At 66.3% G+C, this 17,688-nt stretch carries 15 protein-coding genes and 1 pseudogene; 6 read left to right on the top strand and 10 right to left on the bottom strand.

What is annotated here, in order from left to right:
- Positions 1-135: 135 nt before the first annotated feature.
- Entirely contained in the window at positions 136-750 is a 615-nt protein-coding gene (locus ADT71_RS29955; RefSeq protein ID WP_231635496.1) for a glycosyltransferase family 2 protein, read from the top strand.
- 22 nt (positions 751-772) lie between these two features.
- On the opposite strand, the pseudogene ADT71_RS02150 reads toward ADT71_RS29955, so the two are convergent.
- Positions 773-2,561 (bottom strand): annotated as a pseudogene (locus tag ADT71_RS02150) (diguanylate cyclase).
- 242 nt (positions 2,562-2,803) lie between these two features.
- On the opposite strand from ADT71_RS02150, the gene ADT71_RS31020 reads away from it, so the two are divergent.
- Positions 2,804-3,196, top strand: a complete 393-nt coding sequence (locus tag ADT71_RS31020) for a hypothetical protein (RefSeq protein ID WP_156336410.1) — start codon at positions 2,804-2,806, stop codon at positions 3,194-3,196.
- Positions 3,197-3,213: 17 nt separating this feature from the next.
- The gene (locus ADT71_RS02145; RefSeq protein ID WP_156336408.1) at positions 3,214-4,101 is read left to right on the top strand and encodes a hypothetical protein; all 888 of its coding nucleotides are present in this window, start codon (positions 3,214-3,216) and stop codon (positions 4,099-4,101) included.
- Between the two features lie 31 nt (positions 4,102-4,132).
- Here the strand turns inward: ADT71_RS02145 and ADT71_RS02140 are convergent, their stop codons facing one another.
- The 9 genes from ADT71_RS02140 to ADT71_RS02115 all read right to left on the bottom strand — a co-directional run bounded on the left by ADT71_RS02140 (position 4,133) and on the right by ADT71_RS02115 (position 13,270).
- Positions 4,133-4,903 (bottom strand): EF-hand domain-containing protein, encoded by a 771-nt coding sequence (locus tag ADT71_RS02140; protein ID WP_054434675.1) that lies wholly within the window; start codon positions 4,901-4,903, stop codon positions 4,133-4,135.
- Between the two features lie 257 nt (positions 4,904-5,160).
- Entirely contained in the window at positions 5,161-5,910 is a 750-nt protein-coding gene (locus ADT71_RS35370; protein WP_369818150.1) for an autotransporter domain-containing protein, read from the bottom strand.
- Positions 5,911-5,978: 68 nt separating this feature from the next.
- A complete protein-coding gene (locus tag ADT71_RS35365; protein ID WP_369818149.1) occupies positions 5,979-6,374 on the bottom strand; it encodes a hypothetical protein in 396 nt (131 codons plus the stop codon).
- Positions 6,368-8,359, bottom strand: coding sequence for a beta strand repeat-containing protein (locus ADT71_RS35360; RefSeq protein WP_369818148.1), 1,992 nt, complete (start codon positions 8,357-8,359; stop codon positions 6,368-6,370). Before ADT71_RS35360 ends, ADT71_RS35365 begins: the two co-directional genes overlap by 7 nt.
- A 66-nt stretch (positions 8,360-8,425) precedes the next feature.
- Positions 8,426-10,822: a TonB-dependent receptor gene (locus ADT71_RS02130; RefSeq protein WP_132469030.1), complete on the bottom strand. Its 2,397-nt coding sequence runs from the start codon at positions 10,820-10,822 to the stop codon at positions 8,426-8,428.
- A gap of 41 nt (positions 10,823-10,863) precedes the next feature.
- Positions 10,864-11,814 carry a FecR family protein gene (locus tag ADT71_RS02125; protein ID WP_054434667.1) on the bottom strand — a complete coding sequence of 317 codons (951 nt, stop codon included), beginning with the start codon at positions 11,812-11,814 and terminating at the stop codon, positions 10,864-10,866.
- Between the two features lie 54 nt (positions 11,815-11,868).
- Complete coding sequence (locus ADT71_RS02120; RefSeq protein ID WP_054434665.1) at positions 11,869-12,405, bottom strand: RNA polymerase sigma factor; 537 nt, start codon at positions 12,403-12,405, stop codon at positions 11,869-11,871.
- An 89-nt stretch (positions 12,406-12,494) separates the two neighbouring features.
- The gene (locus tag ADT71_RS31015; RefSeq protein ID WP_156336406.1) at positions 12,495-12,668 is read right to left on the bottom strand and encodes a hypothetical protein; all 174 of its coding nucleotides are present in this window, start codon (positions 12,666-12,668) and stop codon (positions 12,495-12,497) included.
- A 173-nt stretch (positions 12,669-12,841) separates the two neighbouring features.
- Positions 12,842-13,270, bottom strand: a complete 429-nt coding sequence (locus tag ADT71_RS02115) for an organic hydroperoxide resistance protein (RefSeq protein ID WP_054434663.1) — start codon at positions 13,268-13,270, stop codon at positions 12,842-12,844.
- Between the two features lie 112 nt (positions 13,271-13,382).
- Here ADT71_RS02115 and ADT71_RS02110 point away from each other — a divergent pair, with 112 nt between their 5' ends.
- The 3 genes from ADT71_RS02110 (at position 13,383) to ADT71_RS02100 (ending at position 17,593) form a co-directional block, all read left to right on the top strand.
- The gene (locus ADT71_RS02110) at positions 13,383-13,841 is read left to right on the top strand and encodes a MarR family winged helix-turn-helix transcriptional regulator (RefSeq protein ID WP_054434661.1); all 459 of its coding nucleotides are present in this window, start codon (positions 13,383-13,385) and stop codon (positions 13,839-13,841) included.
- Positions 13,842-13,964: 123 nt separating this feature from the next.
- Positions 13,965-16,472, top strand: a complete 2,508-nt coding sequence (locus ADT71_RS02105; protein ID WP_054434659.1) for a TonB-dependent siderophore receptor — start codon at positions 13,965-13,967, stop codon at positions 16,470-16,472.
- A gap of 8 nt (positions 16,473-16,480) precedes the next feature.
- Positions 16,481-17,593 (top strand): cytochrome-c peroxidase, encoded by a 1,113-nt coding sequence (locus tag ADT71_RS02100; protein ID WP_231635495.1) that lies wholly within the window; start codon positions 16,481-16,483, stop codon positions 17,591-17,593.
- Positions 17,594-17,688: the final 95 nt, after the last annotated feature.

Genomic DNA, 17,688 nt, shown 5'->3' with positions numbered 1-17,688 from the left:
AGCATCTTGAACCTGCCGGGATACGGCAGCACATAACCCATACCCACCCGGGTCAATTCTCAATGGAAACCCCGGGTCACATCTCAGTGGCAATCAACAGCCTATGATCTCGTCGTCTTCTATGACGACGATTTCGTGCCCTCAAGGCACAGTATCGAGCAGATCAAGCAGTTCTTTATAGCACATCCCGAAGTGGTCGGCGCGACGGGCAATGTCATCCGCGATGGCATCAACGGCGCCGGCATCTCTTTCGAGGACGCGCAGGAACTGGTCGCGCAGCACGAGGAGCGCAATTTCAGTCCGAACTGTATCGTGACAGGTCTTGACGGTCTTTACGGTTGCAACATGGCCTATCGTTCCTCTGCCATTGGCTCTGCGCGGTTCGACGAACGACTGAGCCTTTATGGCTGGCAGGAAGACGTCGATTTCGCCGCTTCGATCAGCCGTCACGGAAGGCTGGTGAAGACTTTCGCCTTTGCCGGTGTGCACCGCGGGGTGAAGTTCGGGCGCACGTCCGGTGTAAGGCTCGGTTACTCGCAAGTGATAAATCCATCGTACCTGGTGAAGAAGGGCACGATGTCGAAGCGCTTTGCCGGACGGCTGATAATCCGAAACGTCCTGGCCAATCACGTCAAATGCCTGAGGCCCGAACCTTGGGTCGATCGTGCGGGCCGGGCCAAAGGGAACTGGATCGGCATGTTCGATCTGATGAGAGGTCGCCTCACTCCCGAGCGGATCGAAGGTCTATAAGGCGTTGGCCCGATGCCGCGGCTTATGCCGCTTGCGCGGACTGGTTCCGGCCAGCCTGTTTTGCGCTGTAGAGGGCGGTGTCGGCGGTCCTGAGTGCTTCTTCGCAGCTTTGGCCGGGAACGAGAGAGGCGATGCCCACGCTGACCGTCGCATGGAGGGTATCGCCGGCATAGGGGTATCGCGGCTTCTTCGAGGCGGATACGAACCCGTTCGCAAACGACGCGAGCCTGAACCGCTTCCATTCCGCCGAGCACCACGGCGAATTCCTCGCCGCCGAGCCGGGCGACCAGATCGCCGTCCCGAACGGATGAGCGAAGAATCTCTACAAAATGAATCAGTACGACGTCGCCTGCGGCATGACCGTGCAGGTCGTTGATCCGCTTGAAGTGGTCGAGATCGAAGACGGCAAGGCATCCCAGCACTCCGTCGGCCGGGATCGAGGCGAGCAGGGCGGGGAGGGCTTCGTCGAAGATACGGCGGTTGTAGATTCCGGTCAGGGGATCGGTCATGGCCTGGTGGGCGAGGTCTTCCATGAGCTTTCGGCGGCCGGTGACTTCGCGCACGATGCTGACGGTGCCCATAACCCGGCCGTCATCGTCGATGGTGGCGCGCATATGGCTTTCAACCCAGACGACTCCGCCGTCCTTGCAACTGACCCGGTACTCCACGATGGCTGTTTCGTCCGGATTGGCCAGGGCTCGGCGGCGTGCATCGAGGACGGAAGGCAGGTCGTCGGGCGAGACGAGATGGAACATCACCTTGCCCGTCAGCTCTTCCGGACGATAGCCGAGTACGCGTTCGGTTGCGGGAGAGGCATAGCGCAGGGTGCCGTCATAGCCGAGGCGCATGATAATGTCGCTCGTGCGGTCAAGCACCAGCCGGTGCAGTGCTTCCACCGCGTGCAGCCGGTCCAGCAGACGGCGGCGGGCGCGCAGCTCGGCCGCCAGCGGCAGGAGGATCAGCACGATCGAGGCAAAGTAGATCTGCAGGACCTGCAGTTTCAGCGTCATGCTGACGTGGAGCAGAGTGGTCGGTCCGCTGCCGGCGAGCGAGCAGGGCAGGCCGATCGCCAGAAGGACCACGATGGAAGAGACCGCGCCGAAGCGCCCCAGCCTGAGGGTTGCGGCGACCATCGGCAGGAACGGGATCAGGACCAGCGGGATGCGATTCTGGCCGAAAGTCAGCAGCGAGGCCAAGGCGACCAGCAGCAAAAGCCCCGTGGCTTCTCCGCGTTTCCGGTTTCCGGCGGAGGCGATCCACTGCCGGGTTTCGCCGCGCAGGGTGAACAGCAGGGGCGGTCCGAACGCCACGAGCCCGAGCGCATGTCCGGCGTACCAGTCCCGCCATGCGGACCAGTAGGGGATGTCGCGCGCGACATGCGCGCACAGCGCTCCGAGGAAAGCCGTGGTGGCAGGCACGATCAGGCCAGCAATGATGAGGAAGCGGGCAACTTCCGGGACAGATTCGAACCGGCCGAACCGGGGGAAGCATCGTCTGACGAGCCAGGCCGCGGCGTGGGCCTCGGCGATGCAGATCAGCGGCAGCGGGATCGCTACCGGTCCCCGGAATCCGAAAAGGAAGGACGCTAGGAGGCCTGCAGGCACGCATGCCAGAGTAATCTGGAGCCAGCGCCGGCGCGGCGTGGCGCAGAGCTTCGCAAAGAGCAGCGCGCCCGCCAGCCACATGATCGCGACACCGCCGTCGAAGCGGGTCAGTTGCAAGGCTATGGAAGCGCAGACAAAATAGGCTGTCGCGGTGAGGACTGCTTCGCGCACGGCATGTCTGGAATCGGGAGCGGCGAAACGTGGCATCGCCCAGTAATACGAAAATATGGTTAGTACAGCGTTAAATCTACAGCTTTTGTTCCATGGGATTTGGGACATGCGCTCATTATAGGCGGCGCAGTTCGTGTCCCGAAGCATGTCGCGCGTCTCGATCGCGACAAATATCGGCGCTGGCCTTGGCGTCCCCCCGAAATAGGATGCTCCTTTCCCTGAGTTTGGCCGACTGTGCGGGGCGGGGAATGTTAATCCTGGGTTTGGGAGAGCAGCCGATGCGTATCGTTCCCGTGTTCAAGGGAGTGGCCCTGGTCGCTCTGGGTGCGGCGCTTTTGCAGGCAGGCGGTGCGGGCGCCGAAGCGCCGTCGGTGCCGGCGCCCGCAAGCACTGTGCCCGGGTGGAGCGACTTTCTCGATGGTTTGCGTGATCTGCCGGACCGCATTCTGGCCCGCATTCCCGCAGAGCAGCGCAGCGATCCGCAGGTCCGGCAGGAAGCGGGCAGGCTGGCGCTTTCCGCCGTGGCTGCGCGACCATCGATGCTCTGGCAGCCGATCCCGACCATCCGGCCTTCATCCCGCAGATCAACAATTACATCACCACCGGCCAGCCCAATGCCGATACCAATTACCGCGCGGCGAAGATCGCGCCGGGAGGAACCTATCGCCTGAGGGGCCTGCGAGGTTCGATGAACCAGGCCCGCATAGCGGAGGCGGGCCCTCGGCCCCAGCAGACGGCGGGTTCCGTGAACCTCGGCGCGCCAAGGCCGGTTCACGACATCAACGCACTCAAAGTCGATGCCGAGGGGCGCTACGACGTCATTCTCAGTCCCGAGCGTCCGCCGGGCCATGTCGGGGACTGGTGGCAGCTCGATCCTACCACCAACATGCTGCTCGTTCGCATGGTCGCATCGGACTGGAACGCCGAGAAGGAACCCACTCTTTCCATCGAGCGGCTCGATGTTCCGGCGGTGCGTCCGCGCCCGGCGGCGGCGGTGCTCGAACAGAAGTTGCGCGGTATTCCGGTGGCGGCGGGGTTCATTGCACCGCTGCTTGCCGACAGGCCGGCGAAACTGCGCGGCGAAGGCTATGTGAACAGGCTGAAGGCGGTCGATTTCAGCGAGATGGGGGGGCTTGCGGGTCAGTTCTATTTCGAGGGCGCTTACGATCTCAAGGATGACGAGGCGCTGCTGATCGAAACCAAGCTGCCGGAGAAATGCACCTATCAGTCACTGATCCTCACCAACGACCTCTACGAGACGACCGACTGGTACAATAACCAGAGCAGCCTCAACGGTGCGCAGACTCACCTCGACAGCGACGGGGTTCTGCGCGTGGTCGTGGCGGCGAAGGATCCCGGCGTACCGAACTGGCTCGATACTTCGGGCTACCGGACCGGCGTGGTGCAAGGGCGGTGGATGGAGTGTTCCAGCCAGCCGGTTCCCGCTGCCCGCAAGATCGCGCTGAAGGATCTGCGGGGCGCTTTGCCGGCCGATACGCCGACCGTCACGTCGCAGCAGCGCGAGGCCATCTTGCGTGACCGGCGCGCCACCCTTCAGCAGCGTCCGCTATGGTAGGAGGGGCCGTGGGCCGTGATCGGCAGGGTGGTCAGCAGGTCTGGCCGGGAGGGCAGGGCGGCCTGCCGCCGGGCGCACCGAAGCGGGGGCCTTGTCCCGGGCCTTCCCCGGCTCCGGGCCCCTTGGCGCCGCGATCCGCCGGACGCAGTTCCTGCATGGACAGCACGCCGTCCTGGTCCTTGTCTGCCGCTTCGAACTTCCTGCCCTCGTAAGCCAGAAGTTCGTCCAACGAGACGCCCGCATCGTAATTTGTGTTGGCGTGGGCGATCGTCGTCCCGTTGAGCGGTTCGATCATGGCGGCAAGCATGTAATCCTCCGGTCCATCCCCGGCGACCGGGAGGATGGCGTCGGCGATCGGGCCGTCGCGGTCCCCGAAGGCGCCGGCCTCGTTCGAGGCGACCGAACCCATCTGCTTTTGCCAGACCATGAATTCGGCCTGGGAGATCGAACCGTTGCGGTCGGTATCGACGGCGGCGAAGCGGCTGCGGATGGTGGTCTCGCGCCGGGCTTCGACGACGGCGTGCAGTTCGTCGATCGTGACGATGCCGTCACGATTGGCGTCGGCCTCGCGGAACATGGCGGTGACGAGCTTGTCGTACTGCTTGCGGGTGACCGGCTTGGGCGCGCGGGGTTTGCCGCCGCCCGGACCGCCGGGGCCCCCGCCATCCGGGCCGCCCCCGGGACCACCGCCTCCGCCGCCGCCTCCCATGTCGCCCATTCCACCGCCCATTCCTTGCGCGAGCAGGGCGGGGGACTGGACGAGCAGGAGCGATGCCATGAGGGCGAGGGAGATCTTGCGCATGGAAGGCTGTTTGCCTTCGCCGTTTAGCGCGAAGATTTCAGTGCGGGCGCGAATGTAGCGGCCCGATTGCAATATCGAGCATGCCCCGGGAAACGACCCGGCCCCGGCCGCATTGGGGGCGACCGGGGCCGGAGGCTGGGCTGGAAAGCGCCTGCGCCGTGGGTGGCGCGGGGTTGGGGTGGGGGGCGGCACTTTCCTGCAGCGAGCCGACGCTGGGGCGCCGGTCCGGTTGCTTTTCCAGCCGTTCCTTGAGCGGCTTACCAGCCGATCGTCACCGAGCCGCGAAGCGCGAGGTCTACCCGGCCGTGACGATCCTCGGCGGCGAGTTCGCCGCCCATCGTCAGGCCCAGCGTGCCGCCGATCGCGCGGAGGCGGGCGAACCAGCCACTGGTGGCTTCGTCGCCGTCGAGCGTGAAGTTCTGGCCGCCCGCGAAGTGTGCGGTCGTCGAACCGATGCCGCCGCTGACGATTTCGCGCCAGCCGCCTTCGGTTTCGATGCGGAACCAGTTCTCGTCACGGCGCTCCATGCCCATGAAGTCGACGCCGAGCGTGACTCCGCCGTTGACGCCGAGTTCGTCGCTGGTGCGCGAGGCGACCGTCAGGTCGAGCGCCTTGCCGCCGCCGTTCTCGGTGTAGCCGTCTTCCTTCAGGCGCACGTAGTCGACCGAGACTGCGGGGCGATAGAAGAAGTGGCTGCCGCCGCCCTCATAGGAGGCGCCGCCCGCCGCGGTCACGAAGGTGCCGTCCCACTTGCCCTTGATCGTCCGGTTCACCTTCTCGGTGCCGATCGCGCCGATGAACTGGCGTTCGCTGTCGTAGTTCGAACGGCCGATGGAGGCGCGGCCGAAGCCCTGGACGGCGCCGAACTGTCCGCGCCAGTGGCCGGCGAGTTCGAAGGAGTTCGACTTGATCTCGCTGGTGCCGCCGCTGGTGTGGCGGTTCCACAGGTACGAGAAGGTACCGCCGAACCGGCCGATCCCGGTCAGGTACTCGGCGCCGAACGACATGGCGTAACCCTGGAGGTTGTAGGCGGCGCTGCTGCCGGCCTTCTTGTCGCTGCCCCAGAACGAAAGGTTCATGGTGGTGCTGAAGCGGCCTTCACCCCAGACCGGGTTGGTCGGTTCCATGAGTTGGCGGGCGAGCGTGCGGGTGCCCAGGCTGATGCCTTCGAACGAGCCGCCGGCGTGGTCGGGCAGCATCTGGCCGACGTCTGGCGGAACTGGTCGCCATTGGTGATGCCCAGGAACACGTCCTCGATCTTCTCGTCCTGGCTGAGGGCGGTGAAGATCGCGTTGTAGGCGGTCGCCTGCGAGCGGTTGAGACCGAGTTCGGCCACCGTGCGGCGGGCGATGTCGACGACCACGGTGTTCGCGGCGGCGTCCTCGTCGAGGGTGGCCTTGAACATGAAGGGCACCAGGTCGGTCGAGGCTTCGAGGTTGTCGCGGCCGAGGATCGTTCCGGCGGTCAGCACCTGGTAGCTGCCTTCCGCGGTCGAGACGTCGGCCAGCTTGATCGAGAGCTTGGCGCCGTCCTCGAAGGAGGCGGTGCGGCGACGGTATAGGCCGAACCCTGGCCCGCCGCCTTGTTCAGGGTGACGGCCAGGACGCCGTCCTTGGACACGTCGAGCGAGCCGATCGTGGCGGGCTTGTTCACGTCGAGCGTGCCGCCGGTGACCTTCACCGCGAGATTGCCCGAATTGACCAGCGAGCCCGAGAAGACCGAGGTGCCGGTCAGCGTCAGGCTGTCGGCACCGCCGCCGAAGTCCGCCGTACCCACGAAGCGCGAGGTTCCGGCGAGGGTCATGGTATCGGTGCCGCCGCCGAAGGTGACGTTGCCGGTCTGCACCGCATCGCCCGACAGCGCGAGCGTGTTGTTGCCCGCGCCGAACAGGACGTTGCCGGTCACGGTGCCATCGGCGATGTCCACCGTGTCGTTGCCGCCGCCGAGCAGCACGTCGCCCACGATCGAGGGGGCGGTGAAGCCCGCTCCGACCTGGGTCTGCTTCACCGTCACGCTGCCGCTGGCGTTCGAGAGGTCGATCGCGATGTTGCGGCCGGAACCTGCCTTGGCGCCGGTGGCGGAGATGGTGCCGCTGTTCTCGACGAGGTTGAGCGTGCCGCTGGCGTCGCTGATCGCGGTGGCCGAACCGTTCTCACCTGCGGCCACGGCCTTGATGGTGCCGCTGTTGCGGATCGTCGGCAGGCTGGCGCCGGCGTCGATGCGGATGGCGGTCGTCTGGGCGCCGGTGGTGTTGCCGCCCGCCGCGCCGATGGTTCCGGAGTTCTGGAGGAGCGGCGTGCTGGCGCCCGCGCCGAGGCGGATTGCGGTGGCATTGGCGTCCTTGGACGTCGCCACGACCGTGCCGGAGACGCCGATGCCGTTGGCGATCGTGACGTCGCCGCCGAGACCGCCGATGGCAAGGCCGTTGCCGTCGATCCCGGCGTAAAGGCCGTTGCCTTCGATGCCGCCCTCGATCTGGAGGCCGTACTTGCTGGCGGTGCCCGCGACCGGGCCGATCGCGATGTCGTTGGTGGCCGAGCCGATCACCATGGCCGGGGCCTTGCCGTAAGTGACGACCTTGGCCGAGCCTTCCGTGGCATCGGGGATGCCGTCGGCGTCTTCGTCGGCGTTGTTGGCGTCATTGTCCTTGGGCGGCACGGCGAGCACGATGCCGCCGGTCACATTGCCTTCGACGATGACGGCCGAACCGCCCTGCAGCAGGTCGTCGGCGTCGAGCTTGGAGGGATCGCTGGGCGGGGTGGGATAGCGATAGCCGGTCGAGACGATCGAGCCCTGCACGACCATGGCACCGTTGATGTCGCCGCCGAAGTGCGCGCCGACAGCGTTCTTGCCCTGGGCCTGCACCGTGCCCGCGAGCCGGACGTTGCCGTCGATCTGGCCGGCCTTTACGCCGACTGCGTTGTCGCCCAGCACGCTGGTCTTGCCGTCATGCGTGAAGTTGCCGGTCAGCTTGCCGCCGAGCGAGACACCGGCGGAATCGTTGCCCTCGACGACGATCGTGCCGCTCTGGGTGATCTTGCCGGTGTGATCGCCTTCGGTGCGAATGCCGATGCGGTTGGAGCCGAGCGCGAAGGGTCCGTCGAGGTCGCCGTCCTTGTCATCGTCGGTCGGGGCGTAGGGTTCGTCGAGCGTGATGGTGCCGGTGTTGACGATGTCGCCCGTCGTGCCCGCATTGGCGACGATGCCGCGCGCGCCGTTGGAGTTGGCGATGGTGATCGCGCCCGCATTGGCGACGTTGTTGTTGCTGTCCATCGTCACCGCGGTGCCGGAGGTCAGCACGACCGAGCCGTCCTTGGTGATGTTGATCGCGTCGGCGGCGCCGTTCTTGATCGTGGAGGTGAGGAGAGGCGTGGTCTTCTTGGTGGTCACGTCCTCGGCATGAGCGGCGGTCGCCAGTGCGAGGAGCGCGGTGGAAGCAAGCAGGTAGCGAGGCATCTTCGTCCCTTCAGGTCGATATCGAGACCTGAGACGGAGGCACTGGCCGCCAGCCTTGGAAAAAATTCAAAAACGCGCGTCGAGGCCGATACGGGCGGTGCGCGGGCGCAGCGGCGTCACCTGATCACGGCCGATGCTGAAGGGCGTGCCGAGCGAGAAGCGGTTGCCGCGCACGTCGGCAAGATTGGTCACGCTGAGCGTCACGCCGTAGCTGGATGTGCCGAAGCGGATGTCGAAGCCGCTGTCGAGGTAGTTGCCCTGCGGCTCGCCCAGTTCCGGCCCGATGCCGAGGCGCGAGCGGCCGAGGTAGTTCGCCCAGCCATTGGCGGTCAGGCCCCAGTCCCCGTCCGCGAACTCATGCGTCCAGGCGATTCCCGAATGACCGGCGAAACGGGCGATGTTCGGCACCTGCATGGCCCGCATCGCCACGGCCCGCGCAAGATCGGCCTGCGTGTAGCTGGCGGCCTGGGCGGCGGAGAGCGCGACGTACTGGAGCAGGCCGGGCGAGGGTTCGTCCACCTTGCTTTCGTTCCATGTCGCGCCCAGTTCCACGCGCAGGCCCGGTGCCAGCAGCAGGCCGCCCGACAGGCTGACGGACCAGACGCGCCCGTCGCCGATATTCGCGGTGCTCGGCAGGCCGGAATTGTCGATGAAGTCTGCCTGGATGTCGCGCCAGCGGGTGTAGGACAGGCTCATCGAAAGGTCGAAGGGGCTGCTGCCCGCGCGGCCGTGGCGCGCGCCGATCTCGAAAGTGCCGGTACGGTCGCTCTGGAAGCGCCGCACGGTGTCGCTTTCGATCGCGAAGCCGCCGGGGCGGAAGCCCTCCTGATAGCGCAGGTAGAACGAATCTTCGGGCGAGAAGCGGGCGTTGAGCGCGAACGAGGGCAGGAACGTGTTCAGCGAGCGCTGCGCGGTCACCCCATTGGCGATGAGCGCCATGGCCTTGGCGGGCGAGATATCCTCGCCGTCGCCGCTCAGCCGTGAACGGGTGAAACGCCCGCCTGCCGTGGCGGTCAGCGGGCCCATGAGGTGCAGGCTCGCCTCGCCGTAGAGCGTGACTTCGTCGATGGTGTTGCCCACGCCGGTTGCGGCGGTCCGCGCGTCGAGCAGCGGCGTCTGGAAGCTGCGGTTCAGCGTGGTGCGGTTGTGTGTGTAGCTTGCGCCCAGCAGCCAGCCGAACCCGCGGCGCTCACGCTGCCAGAGGCGGGTCTCGTGGACGATCATCTGCGTTTCGTTGACCTGCGAGAACAGGCGCGGCGGGCCGCCGGGCTCGCTGGCGTCGTAGCGTTCGTGGAGGTCCTGGCTGACGATCCCGGTGGTCGACCGCAGGTTCACATCGCCGATGCGGCCGGAGACCACGAACTGGCCCAGCGTGTAGTGCGCGTTGGCGCGTTCGGCCACGCGGGCCGAGCTTTCCAGCGGCTTGCCGTCGCGGTCGGCATATTGGCTGTCGTCCGCCTCGGTGGACTGGGTGAGGCCGATCAGGTCGATCGTCCAGCCCGGCGCGAGATGAGCGCGCAGGGCCAGCTTGCCGCCGAGGATATCGGTGCGGTTGACGTTGCTGCGGCCAAGCTCCGGCTTGTCGATATAGCCGCCGAGGCTGGCGGAATCGATGGTTGCGCGCAGGGCCACGCTTTCTCCCGCGAGCGGCAGGTTCACGGTGGCGCTGGCATCGGCTCCGGGGGCTCCGTGCTGCGTCAGCGAGCCGCCGATCATGACCGAGCCGCCGGTTTCGCCCATGACCGGGGCATTGGGCACCAGCCGGATGATGCCGCCCAGCGATCCGGCGCCGTAGAGCGTGCCCTGCGGACCCTCCAGCACTTCCACGCGGGCAAGGTCGGACAGGCGCAGGTCCGGGTCCGGCGCATTGTAGGTCAGCCGCATGTCGCCAAGGTACTGGCCGACGGTGGCCTGCGTCGGCCCGGTGAAGCTGGAATCGGCGATGCCGCGAATGAACAGCTTGTTCCGTCCGCTGCCGAGGTGCGTGGAGGACACCGTGGCGAGCTGGCGGGTGATCTTCTCGGTCCCGCCGACGCCGCCGGCTTCCAGGGCCTTGCCGTCAAGGATGGCGAGCTGGCCCGGCACGTCCTCGATGCGCAAGTCGCGCTTGGTGGCCTGCACCACGATAGGCTCGCCGCGCGTTTCGGCAGGCGGCGCTGCCGGTGCCGGACGGGTTGCGTCGCGGCGGGTTCGGGTGATCGCCACGGCGGGGGGCGCCGCTTCCAGCCGCCATGCGGAAGGCCCCACCGGGACGGCGCGGGCGCCGGCGGAACGGGCCAGCCGGTTCAGCGCTTCGGAAACCTCCATGCGCCCGCGCAGTGCGGGGATCGAGCGGCGGGCGATGGCGGGATCGGCGATGACGATGCTGGTGCCGGTCTGGCGGGCGAGGTCGATCGCGGCTTCGCTTGCGGTGCCGGCGCGCGTCGTCACGCTCGCCTCTCTGGCGAGGGCGGGGAGGGGCATGGCCGCAACGGCCGCCAGAAGCCAGGCCGCACCTCTCACGATCAGGGGACGCCGATCATCCAGCGTTGTCCTTCGGCGCGAACCGCGACGCCGAGGAGCGGGCCGAGCGCGGCGGGATCGCTGCGCAGCGGCGCGACGAGCAGGGAGCCCGAGACTTTCCGTTCCGCGCTGCCGGGCGCGACGGCATAGGCCACGCCGGTCGCGCGGGCGAGATCGGCGGCGACTTCGCCCAGCGGCGCCTCGTCGAACGTCACCCGGCCCTCGCGCCATTCGCCGACCTGTTCGGGCGCGATCCTGCCGAGCGTGTAGTCTCCGGACTTGCCGTGCCGCTGGAGAACTTCGCCGGGCGAGATGCGCAGGTCCTGCGCCCTGGGATTGAACTGAACGGCGCCTTCCGACACCGCCACGCTGAGATCGCCGCCGTCATGGCGCACGTCGAACACGGTGCCGACATCGACCAGCGTGTCCTCGCCAACGGCCACGCTGAAGGGGTGGGCCTCGTCATGGCGGACGGTGAAGAGCGCCTGTCCGCTTTCGAGCCGGGCGAAGCGCGGGTCCTTGCGATCGAACTCCATGGCGGTGCCGCCGGCAAGGTCCACCCGGGTCTGCGCGTCTAGCGAGACGGTGCGGACCTGGCCGGGCGCGGTCTCGATCCGATAGAGATCGCGGCTGCCCGCCTGCCACATCCAGAGGCCCGCGACGAGCGCGAGCGAGGCGGCCATGGCGCCGCCGATCCACGGCCGGGCGGAGCGGCGCGGCGCCACCGCGGGAGCGGCCAGGGCATCGTCGTTCGCCGGCCGGGCCGATGCGATCCGTTCGGCGCCCTCCGCCACTGCGGCCGATACCGTGTCATAGGCGCGGGAATGGGCAGGATTCTCGCCAAGCCAGAGCGTGAAGCCTTCCCAGTCCTCGAATCCCGGATCGCCGGTGCGCAGCGCCCAGTCCAGCGCCGCATCGAGCGTCTCGGCTCGAATCTTGTCGTCTTCAGTCATCGCGCGCTCCTTCTGCGGCGAAGACGGAGACGATCGGCGCGGGCCTTGTCGGCGTCAGGCCTCATCGCTGCGTTCCTTCCATTCGGTGAGGGCCCGATAGGCTACGCGCAGATCGCTTTCCACCGTGCTGAGGCTCACTCCGAGTTCGGCGGCGACCTGCTTCTGCGCCATCCCGTCGATCCGGTGGCGACGGAAGATCGCCGAGGCCCGCGGACCGAGGCTTTCCAGCAGGGACAGCACGCGTCCGGCCTCCTGCGCCGCGGCGAGGCGGCGTTCCGCCGAAGGTTCGGGAGAGGCGCCGGCTTCGTCTGCGTTGGCATCGGTCCAGTCGCGTTCGCGGTGGCCGGATTGGCGGGCGGAGCGGAACCGGTCGATCATCAGCAGGTCGGCGGTGCGAAACAGGTACGAAAGCGGGGCGGCCACCGGGCCGGGGGTGCTGCGCGAAATCTTCAGCCAGACTTCCTGCACCAGGTCTTCCGCCGAATCTCCCGCCCCGCGGGCGCGCAGGAAGTGCAGCAGCTTGTCCCGATTCTCGAGAAAAGTCGCTTCGAGACCCGATCGGGTGGGGGAAGAGGGCGCGGACGGAGGCATGGTGGCTTGTTCGCGGGGACAGATAGACTGTCCGCAGCCTCGGGGAAAGCCTCTGCCCTCATGCTGGATGCGAGGAGTGGCGGGTTTGCTCAGCGGGCGGCGTTGGCCGCGGCGCGGGACTGGATGGCACGGTCGGTGAAGAGGGCGAGAGCGGCCATGGCGCCGCCGGTCAGGCCCGCGGTTCCCATGGCGATGATGACCGGCTGGGCGGCGTCGGCGAGGCGGCTGGCGCGGTCGTGGATGGGTTCGAAAAAGCGGGACATGGCGGGGGACTTTCCTGGCTGCGTCTGGGCTGGCCTCTTCTTCCTCTTTTCGAGGCTTTCAGGGTATCGGGATAAGTTGGTTCGAATTGTTCCAGATTGTTGAAATGTCATGCCGGGGAGACCTGCTCCCCGGCATGGACAAAGGTACTGGGACAAAGGGGACTGAGCGCCGTTCAGGCGACCGAGAGCGACACCGAGATATTGCCGCGAACGGCATGGCTGTAGGGGCAGATGGTGTCGGCTTCGGCGACCAGCGCTTCGGCTGCTTCGCGCTCGACACCGGGCAGCGTGACAACCAGTTCGACTGACAGGCCGAAGCCCTTGTCGCTGCGCGGACCGATGCCGACCGTGGCGTTCACGGTGGTGTCTGCGGGCACGCGGGGGAGGTTCTTGTCCTGGCTGGCGGCGAACTTCATCGCGCCGAGGAAGCAGGCGGCGTAGCCCGAGGCGAAGAGCTGTTCCGGATTGTTGCCGAGGTCGTTGCCGCCCAGTTCCTTCGGCGTGCCGAGCGTGACTTCGAAAGCGCCGTCGTCCGTGCGGGCCTTGCCGTCGCGGCCGCCGGTTGCGGTGGCGCTGGTCTTGTAGATCGGGGTGATGGACATCGGGTTTCTCCATTTACATCGTTAGTGATTAGATCGTGTGCGATATAAATGCGTGAGTTGGGTGCCAGTGTCAAGCATTGCGATTCAATCGCGCGCGATTTATATTGAGGCCATGGACCAGACACCCTCATCGCCGCCGGAAGACGCTCTCGACCCCTTCGAGGATTTCCTGTGCTTTTCGGTCTATTCCACCGGGCTCGCCTTCAACCGGATCTACAAGCCGCTGCTGGACCGGCTGGGCCTGACCTACCTGCAATATCTCGCCATTCTCGGTCTTGCCCGGAAGGACGGGCAGACGGTGAGCGAACTGGGCGAGAAGCTGTTTCTCGAATCGAACACGCTGACCCCGCTGCTGAAGCGACTCGAGGCGGCAGGGCTGGTGGAACGGCGGCGTTCGACCGAGGACGAGCGCGTCGTGCGGATCACCCTGACCGACAAGGGCCGCGCCACTGCGGCGGAGGCGCGCTGCGTGCCGGCCGAACTGGTGGAGGCGACCGGGGTTTCGATAGGCCGTATCGCCGATCTCAATCGCGAACTGAAAGCGCTGCGCACCCAGTTACGGGGCGGTTGAGCGCGCAGCGCATGGGCTGATGCAGGAAGAGCAAGTATAGCCCTGAAATGATATTGAGAATCGCTTGCAATAACGCAGGCGTCTGGCTAGGGGCCGCCCCCAACGAACAACAGGGGTCGCTCAATGCATCTTACTCTCGCGCGGGCGCTGCTCGCAGCGGCTGTGGCCGTGCCTTCCATCCAGGCCCATGCGCAGGACCAGTCCGCCGGCGGCGCTGCCGAACAGCAGCTGCCGGAAGTCGTCGCCGATGGTGAGCGCGCCGATGAGAGCTATGTCATGGGCACCGGCGCGGAGGCAGGCACCACGCGCATCACCGAAAAGGAAATCCGCGCCCGTGCGCCGGGTTCGGGCGACGCCAACCAGCTTCTGAAAGCCCTGCCGACCGTCCAGTTCCGCCGCGACGAGTACATGGCGACCGAAGAGGACATCCAGGATATCCGGCCTTCCGACATCTCGATCTCGGGCGGGCGCTATTACGAGAACCTCATCACGCTCGACGGGATCGACGCCAATGCCCGCGTCGATATCACCCAGTCCAACCCCCAGCACTTCGCCGAACCGACCGGCGCCAGCGCGCAGTCGCTTTGGGTAGATACCAACCTGATTGGTGAGATCACCCTGCGCGATTCCAACGTTTCGGCGGAATATGGCCGTTTCACGGGCGGCGCGCTCGACATCAAGACGCGGTCCCCCAAGAAGGAGTTCGGCTTCACCAGCACGGTCTCCTACAGTTCGGATGCGCTCACGCACTACAAGCTCTCGGACGGTTCGCGCGAGTCGCTGGATGGCGATCTTCCCGAAAAGCCGTCGTTCGAGAAGTGGCGCTTCGGTGCCACCGTCGACTTGCCGGTAAGCAGCAATGTCGGCCTGCTGCTGGGCTATAACCGTTCGCGTGCCGATGTCGTATACACGCGGGGCGCGAACTACGGGAGCACCCGCTATGGCCAGTCCAGCGTCAGCGACAACTTCCTTGCCAAGGCCGAGGCAGACCTCGCCGGCGACCTGAAGTTGACCGGGCAGTTCGTCTATACGCCTTATGAAAGCGAGTCGTCCTCGGCCAGCGGCATAGACAACAAGGTGACCTCGCACGGCGGCGGCATTACCAGCCGGTTGGAACTCGCGAAGTCGGGCACCACGAACTGGTCGATCTCGGCGAGCCTCTCGCACAGCGACACCAGCCGCGATGCATCGGCCAACAACTATTCGATTCCTTCGTGGACCGAAAACGGCGGCGTCTGCACCGGTACCAACTGCACCATCGGCGGATTCGGCGATGTCGACCAGTGGCAGAACAACTACGCCCTGACCGGGCGGTGGTCGGCGCCCGTGGGGCCGGGCCGTCTGGCGATCGGCTTCGATTATCAGCGCATCGAGGCGATGCGGAGCCGTCCCGCCGACAACTATGCCTATTCGCGTGGAACGGCGCAGAGTGCGGCGGCCACGATTGCGTGCGGCGATGCGAACAGCCTGACCTGCGTTGCCGGCGAATATGCGCTTACGCAATATTCGCTCTATGCGGCCTACCGTGCCCGCGTGAACCTCGACAGCGTGGCGGGCTGGGCGGAATACAGCGCCGATCTTGGCGATTTCTCACTGCGCGCGGGTCTTCGCTACGATTACGAGAGCTTCCTGGGCAATCATAACTTCTCGCCGCGCCTTTCGGCCACTTATGCCCTGCCGTGGGACGGGTGGAGCTTCACCCTGGGTGCGAACCGCTATTACGGGCGTTCGATGCTCGCTTATGCCCTGCGCGAACAGTATCCCGATAACTTCGTCTATCGCCGTAACGGCACGACCAGCGGTGGTATCACGACCTATACTGACGGCGACTGGTATCTCTATTCCACCAGCCATTCCGCCAGCTATTCGGATGGCGACAAGAAGACGCCCTATTCCGACGAACTGTCCGCCGCGCTTTCGGCGCGCGTGCTGGGGGGAAGCCTGAGGGTCAAGGGCATCTACCGCGAAGGGAATGATGAGTTCGTCCGTTCCGCCGAGACGCTGACGACCACTCTCGCCAATGGCAATACCACCACCTATACCAACTACTTCGTCACGAACGAGGGCTATAGCAAGTACCGGGGGCTCTCGTTCGAGTGGACCCGCACTTTCGGCAAGCATTCCTTCGCGTTCAACACCAATTTCTCGAAGACCACCTCGAGCAACGACACCTATCTCGTCGATTCCGACGATCTGGTGGAGAACCCGTTCGTGGCGTTCCAGGGCAAGGTCGTCACACTTGCCGATATCGTCAGCCTGACCCAGCGTGACGACATGGCGGTGCCGTTCATGGCCAACATGACCTGGACCGCGCTCTGGCTGAGCGATCGGATCACCACCAACGTCAACGTGCGCTATACCGACAAGTTCAAGCGCATCGAGGATACCGGCCGCAGCGAGACGATCGACGGTACGGCCTACGATCTCTACGACTATGTGAAGTATCCGCGCTCGATCGACGTGAACCTCAATGCGCAGGCCGAACTCATCCGTTCCAGCTACGGCGTGCTGACCGCCGACCTGCGCGTGGCGAACCTGTTCGACCGGATACCCTCGCCGAACAGCACGGCCACTTCGCAGCCCTATCAGTATGGGCGCTCGTTCTGGGTCGGTCTCAACTACCGGTTCTGACCCGCTCCATGTCCCGTTTCCAGCTGCTGCCGCGCCTTGTCATGACGCTCGCGATTCTCGTGATCGGGGGGAGTGTCGCCGGGCGTGCGCAGCAGGTGGCGGGGGAGGGGCGGTGGGGAGAGGAGCGCCGGCAGCGGGGCGCTGCGGGCACTCTATGCGGGAAGCCGGAATCCTGGCCTCGTCCGCGCCTGGGGGAGGGGGCCCGCTTCGCCGAGTTCGGCCCGCTCCCCCGGCTCCCCGAAGCCTCGCCCCGCGAAAAGGCGCTGGCGGAGATCGGCAGGCGGATGTTCGACGATCCCGCGCTGTCACGATCCGGCCAGATCGCCTGTGCCTCGTGCCACAGCCCGGAGCTGGGCATGGCCGACGGGCTGCGTACCGCGTTCGGCCATGACCGCCAGCGGGGGCGGCGCAATGCCCAGTCGCTTTACGCCGCCGCCTGGATGACCCCGCTGTTCTGGGATGGCCGCGCGGCGACGCTGGAGGATCAGGCGATCCACCCCGTGCTCGACGGCAAGGAGATGGCGGGTACCGCACGCCTGATCGAGCCGCGCATCAACCGGGATGAGACCTACCGGTCGGCCTTCGAGGCGCTGAATGGCCATCGCCGCGTAACCTTGCAGGATGCCGCCGCTGCCATCGCCGCTTTCGAGCGGACCTTGCGGCCGCCGCGCTCGCGCTGGAGCCGGGTCATGGAACGCGGGGTCGCGGTGCTGACCGATCAGGAACTCGAAGGGTTGCACCTGTTCCGCACCAAGGCAGGCTGCGCTGCCTGCCACAACGGCCCGCTGCTGAGCGACGGTCGGTTCCACAATCTCGGCATCAGCTTTTACGGCCGCGCCCGCGAGGATCTCGGCCGTTATGAGGTCACGCAGGATCCGGCGGATGTCGGCCGCTTTCGCACGCCCTCGTTGCTGGGGGTGAGCCGCAGCGCGCCTTACATGCACAACGGCCTGTTCCTCACGCTGGAGAACGTGGTGGCGCTCTACAATGGCGGGGGAGGGCGGGACCGGGCGCAGCAACCGGGCAGGGCGCCTGCGCCCCGGCCCGATCCGTTGGTGTCCAGGCTTGACCTTACCCGGGAGGAACAGGCCGCGCTGGCGGCGTTCCTTAGGACGCTCTAGGTCGTAAACTCATAAACGGCACCATCGAGGTTTGAGGCAAAATGGCTCAGCGCAAGAAGGGAAGGCGATGGAATATGTCGATATTTCAAGACTTC

Source organism: Novosphingobium sp. ST904, from assembly GCF_001298105.1.
GTDB lineage: Bacteria > Pseudomonadota > Alphaproteobacteria > Sphingomonadales > Sphingomonadaceae > Novosphingobium.
This window is presented reverse-complemented; position numbering and strand designations above follow the sequence as displayed.

What these genes read in the sequence shown, in the direction of transcription:
- ADT71_RS31020 (WP_156336410.1), top strand. Translation starts at nt 2,804, where the DNA reads ATGCGTATCGTTCCCGTGTTCAAGGGAGTGGCCCTGGTCGCTCTGGGT.
- ADT71_RS02145 (WP_156336408.1), top strand. Translation starts at nt 3,214, where the DNA reads ATGAACCAGGCCCGCATAGCGGAGGCGGGCCCTCGGCCCCAGCAGACG.
- ADT71_RS02140 (WP_054434675.1), bottom strand. Translation starts at nt 4,903, where the DNA reads ATGCGCAAGATCTCCCTCGCCCTCATGGCATCGCTCCTGCTCGTCCAG.
- ADT71_RS35370 (WP_369818150.1), bottom strand. Translation starts at nt 5,910, where the DNA reads ATGTCGTTCGGCGCCGAGTACCTGACCGGGATCGGCCGGTTCGGCGGT.
- ADT71_RS35360 (WP_369818148.1), bottom strand. Translation starts at nt 8,359, where the DNA reads ATGCCTCGCTACCTGCTTGCTTCCACCGCGCTCCTCGCACTGGCGACC.
- ADT71_RS02130 (WP_132469030.1), bottom strand. Translation starts at nt 10,822, where the DNA reads ATGCCCCTCCCCGCCCTCGCCAGAGAGGCGAGCGTGACGACGCGCGCC.
- ADT71_RS02125 (WP_054434667.1), bottom strand. Translation starts at nt 11,814, where the DNA reads ATGACTGAAGACGACAAGATTCGAGCCGAGACGCTCGATGCGGCGCTG.
- ADT71_RS02120 (WP_054434665.1), bottom strand. Translation starts at nt 12,405, where the DNA reads ATGCCTCCGTCCGCGCCCTCTTCCCCCACCCGATCGGGTCTCGAAGCG.
- ADT71_RS31015 (WP_156336406.1), bottom strand. Translation starts at nt 12,668, where the DNA reads ATGTCCCGCTTTTTCGAACCCATCCACGACCGCGCCAGCCGCCTCGCC.
- ADT71_RS02115 (WP_054434663.1), bottom strand. Translation starts at nt 13,270, where the DNA reads ATGTCCATCACCCCGATCTACAAGACCAGCGCCACCGCAACCGGCGGC.
- ADT71_RS02110 (WP_054434661.1), top strand. Translation starts at nt 13,383, where the DNA reads ATGGACCAGACACCCTCATCGCCGCCGGAAGACGCTCTCGACCCCTTC.
- ADT71_RS02105 (WP_054434659.1), top strand. Translation starts at nt 13,965, where the DNA reads ATGCATCTTACTCTCGCGCGGGCGCTGCTCGCAGCGGCTGTGGCCGTG.
- ADT71_RS02100 (WP_231635495.1), top strand. Translation starts at nt 16,481, where the DNA reads ATGTCCCGTTTCCAGCTGCTGCCGCGCCTTGTCATGACGCTCGCGATT.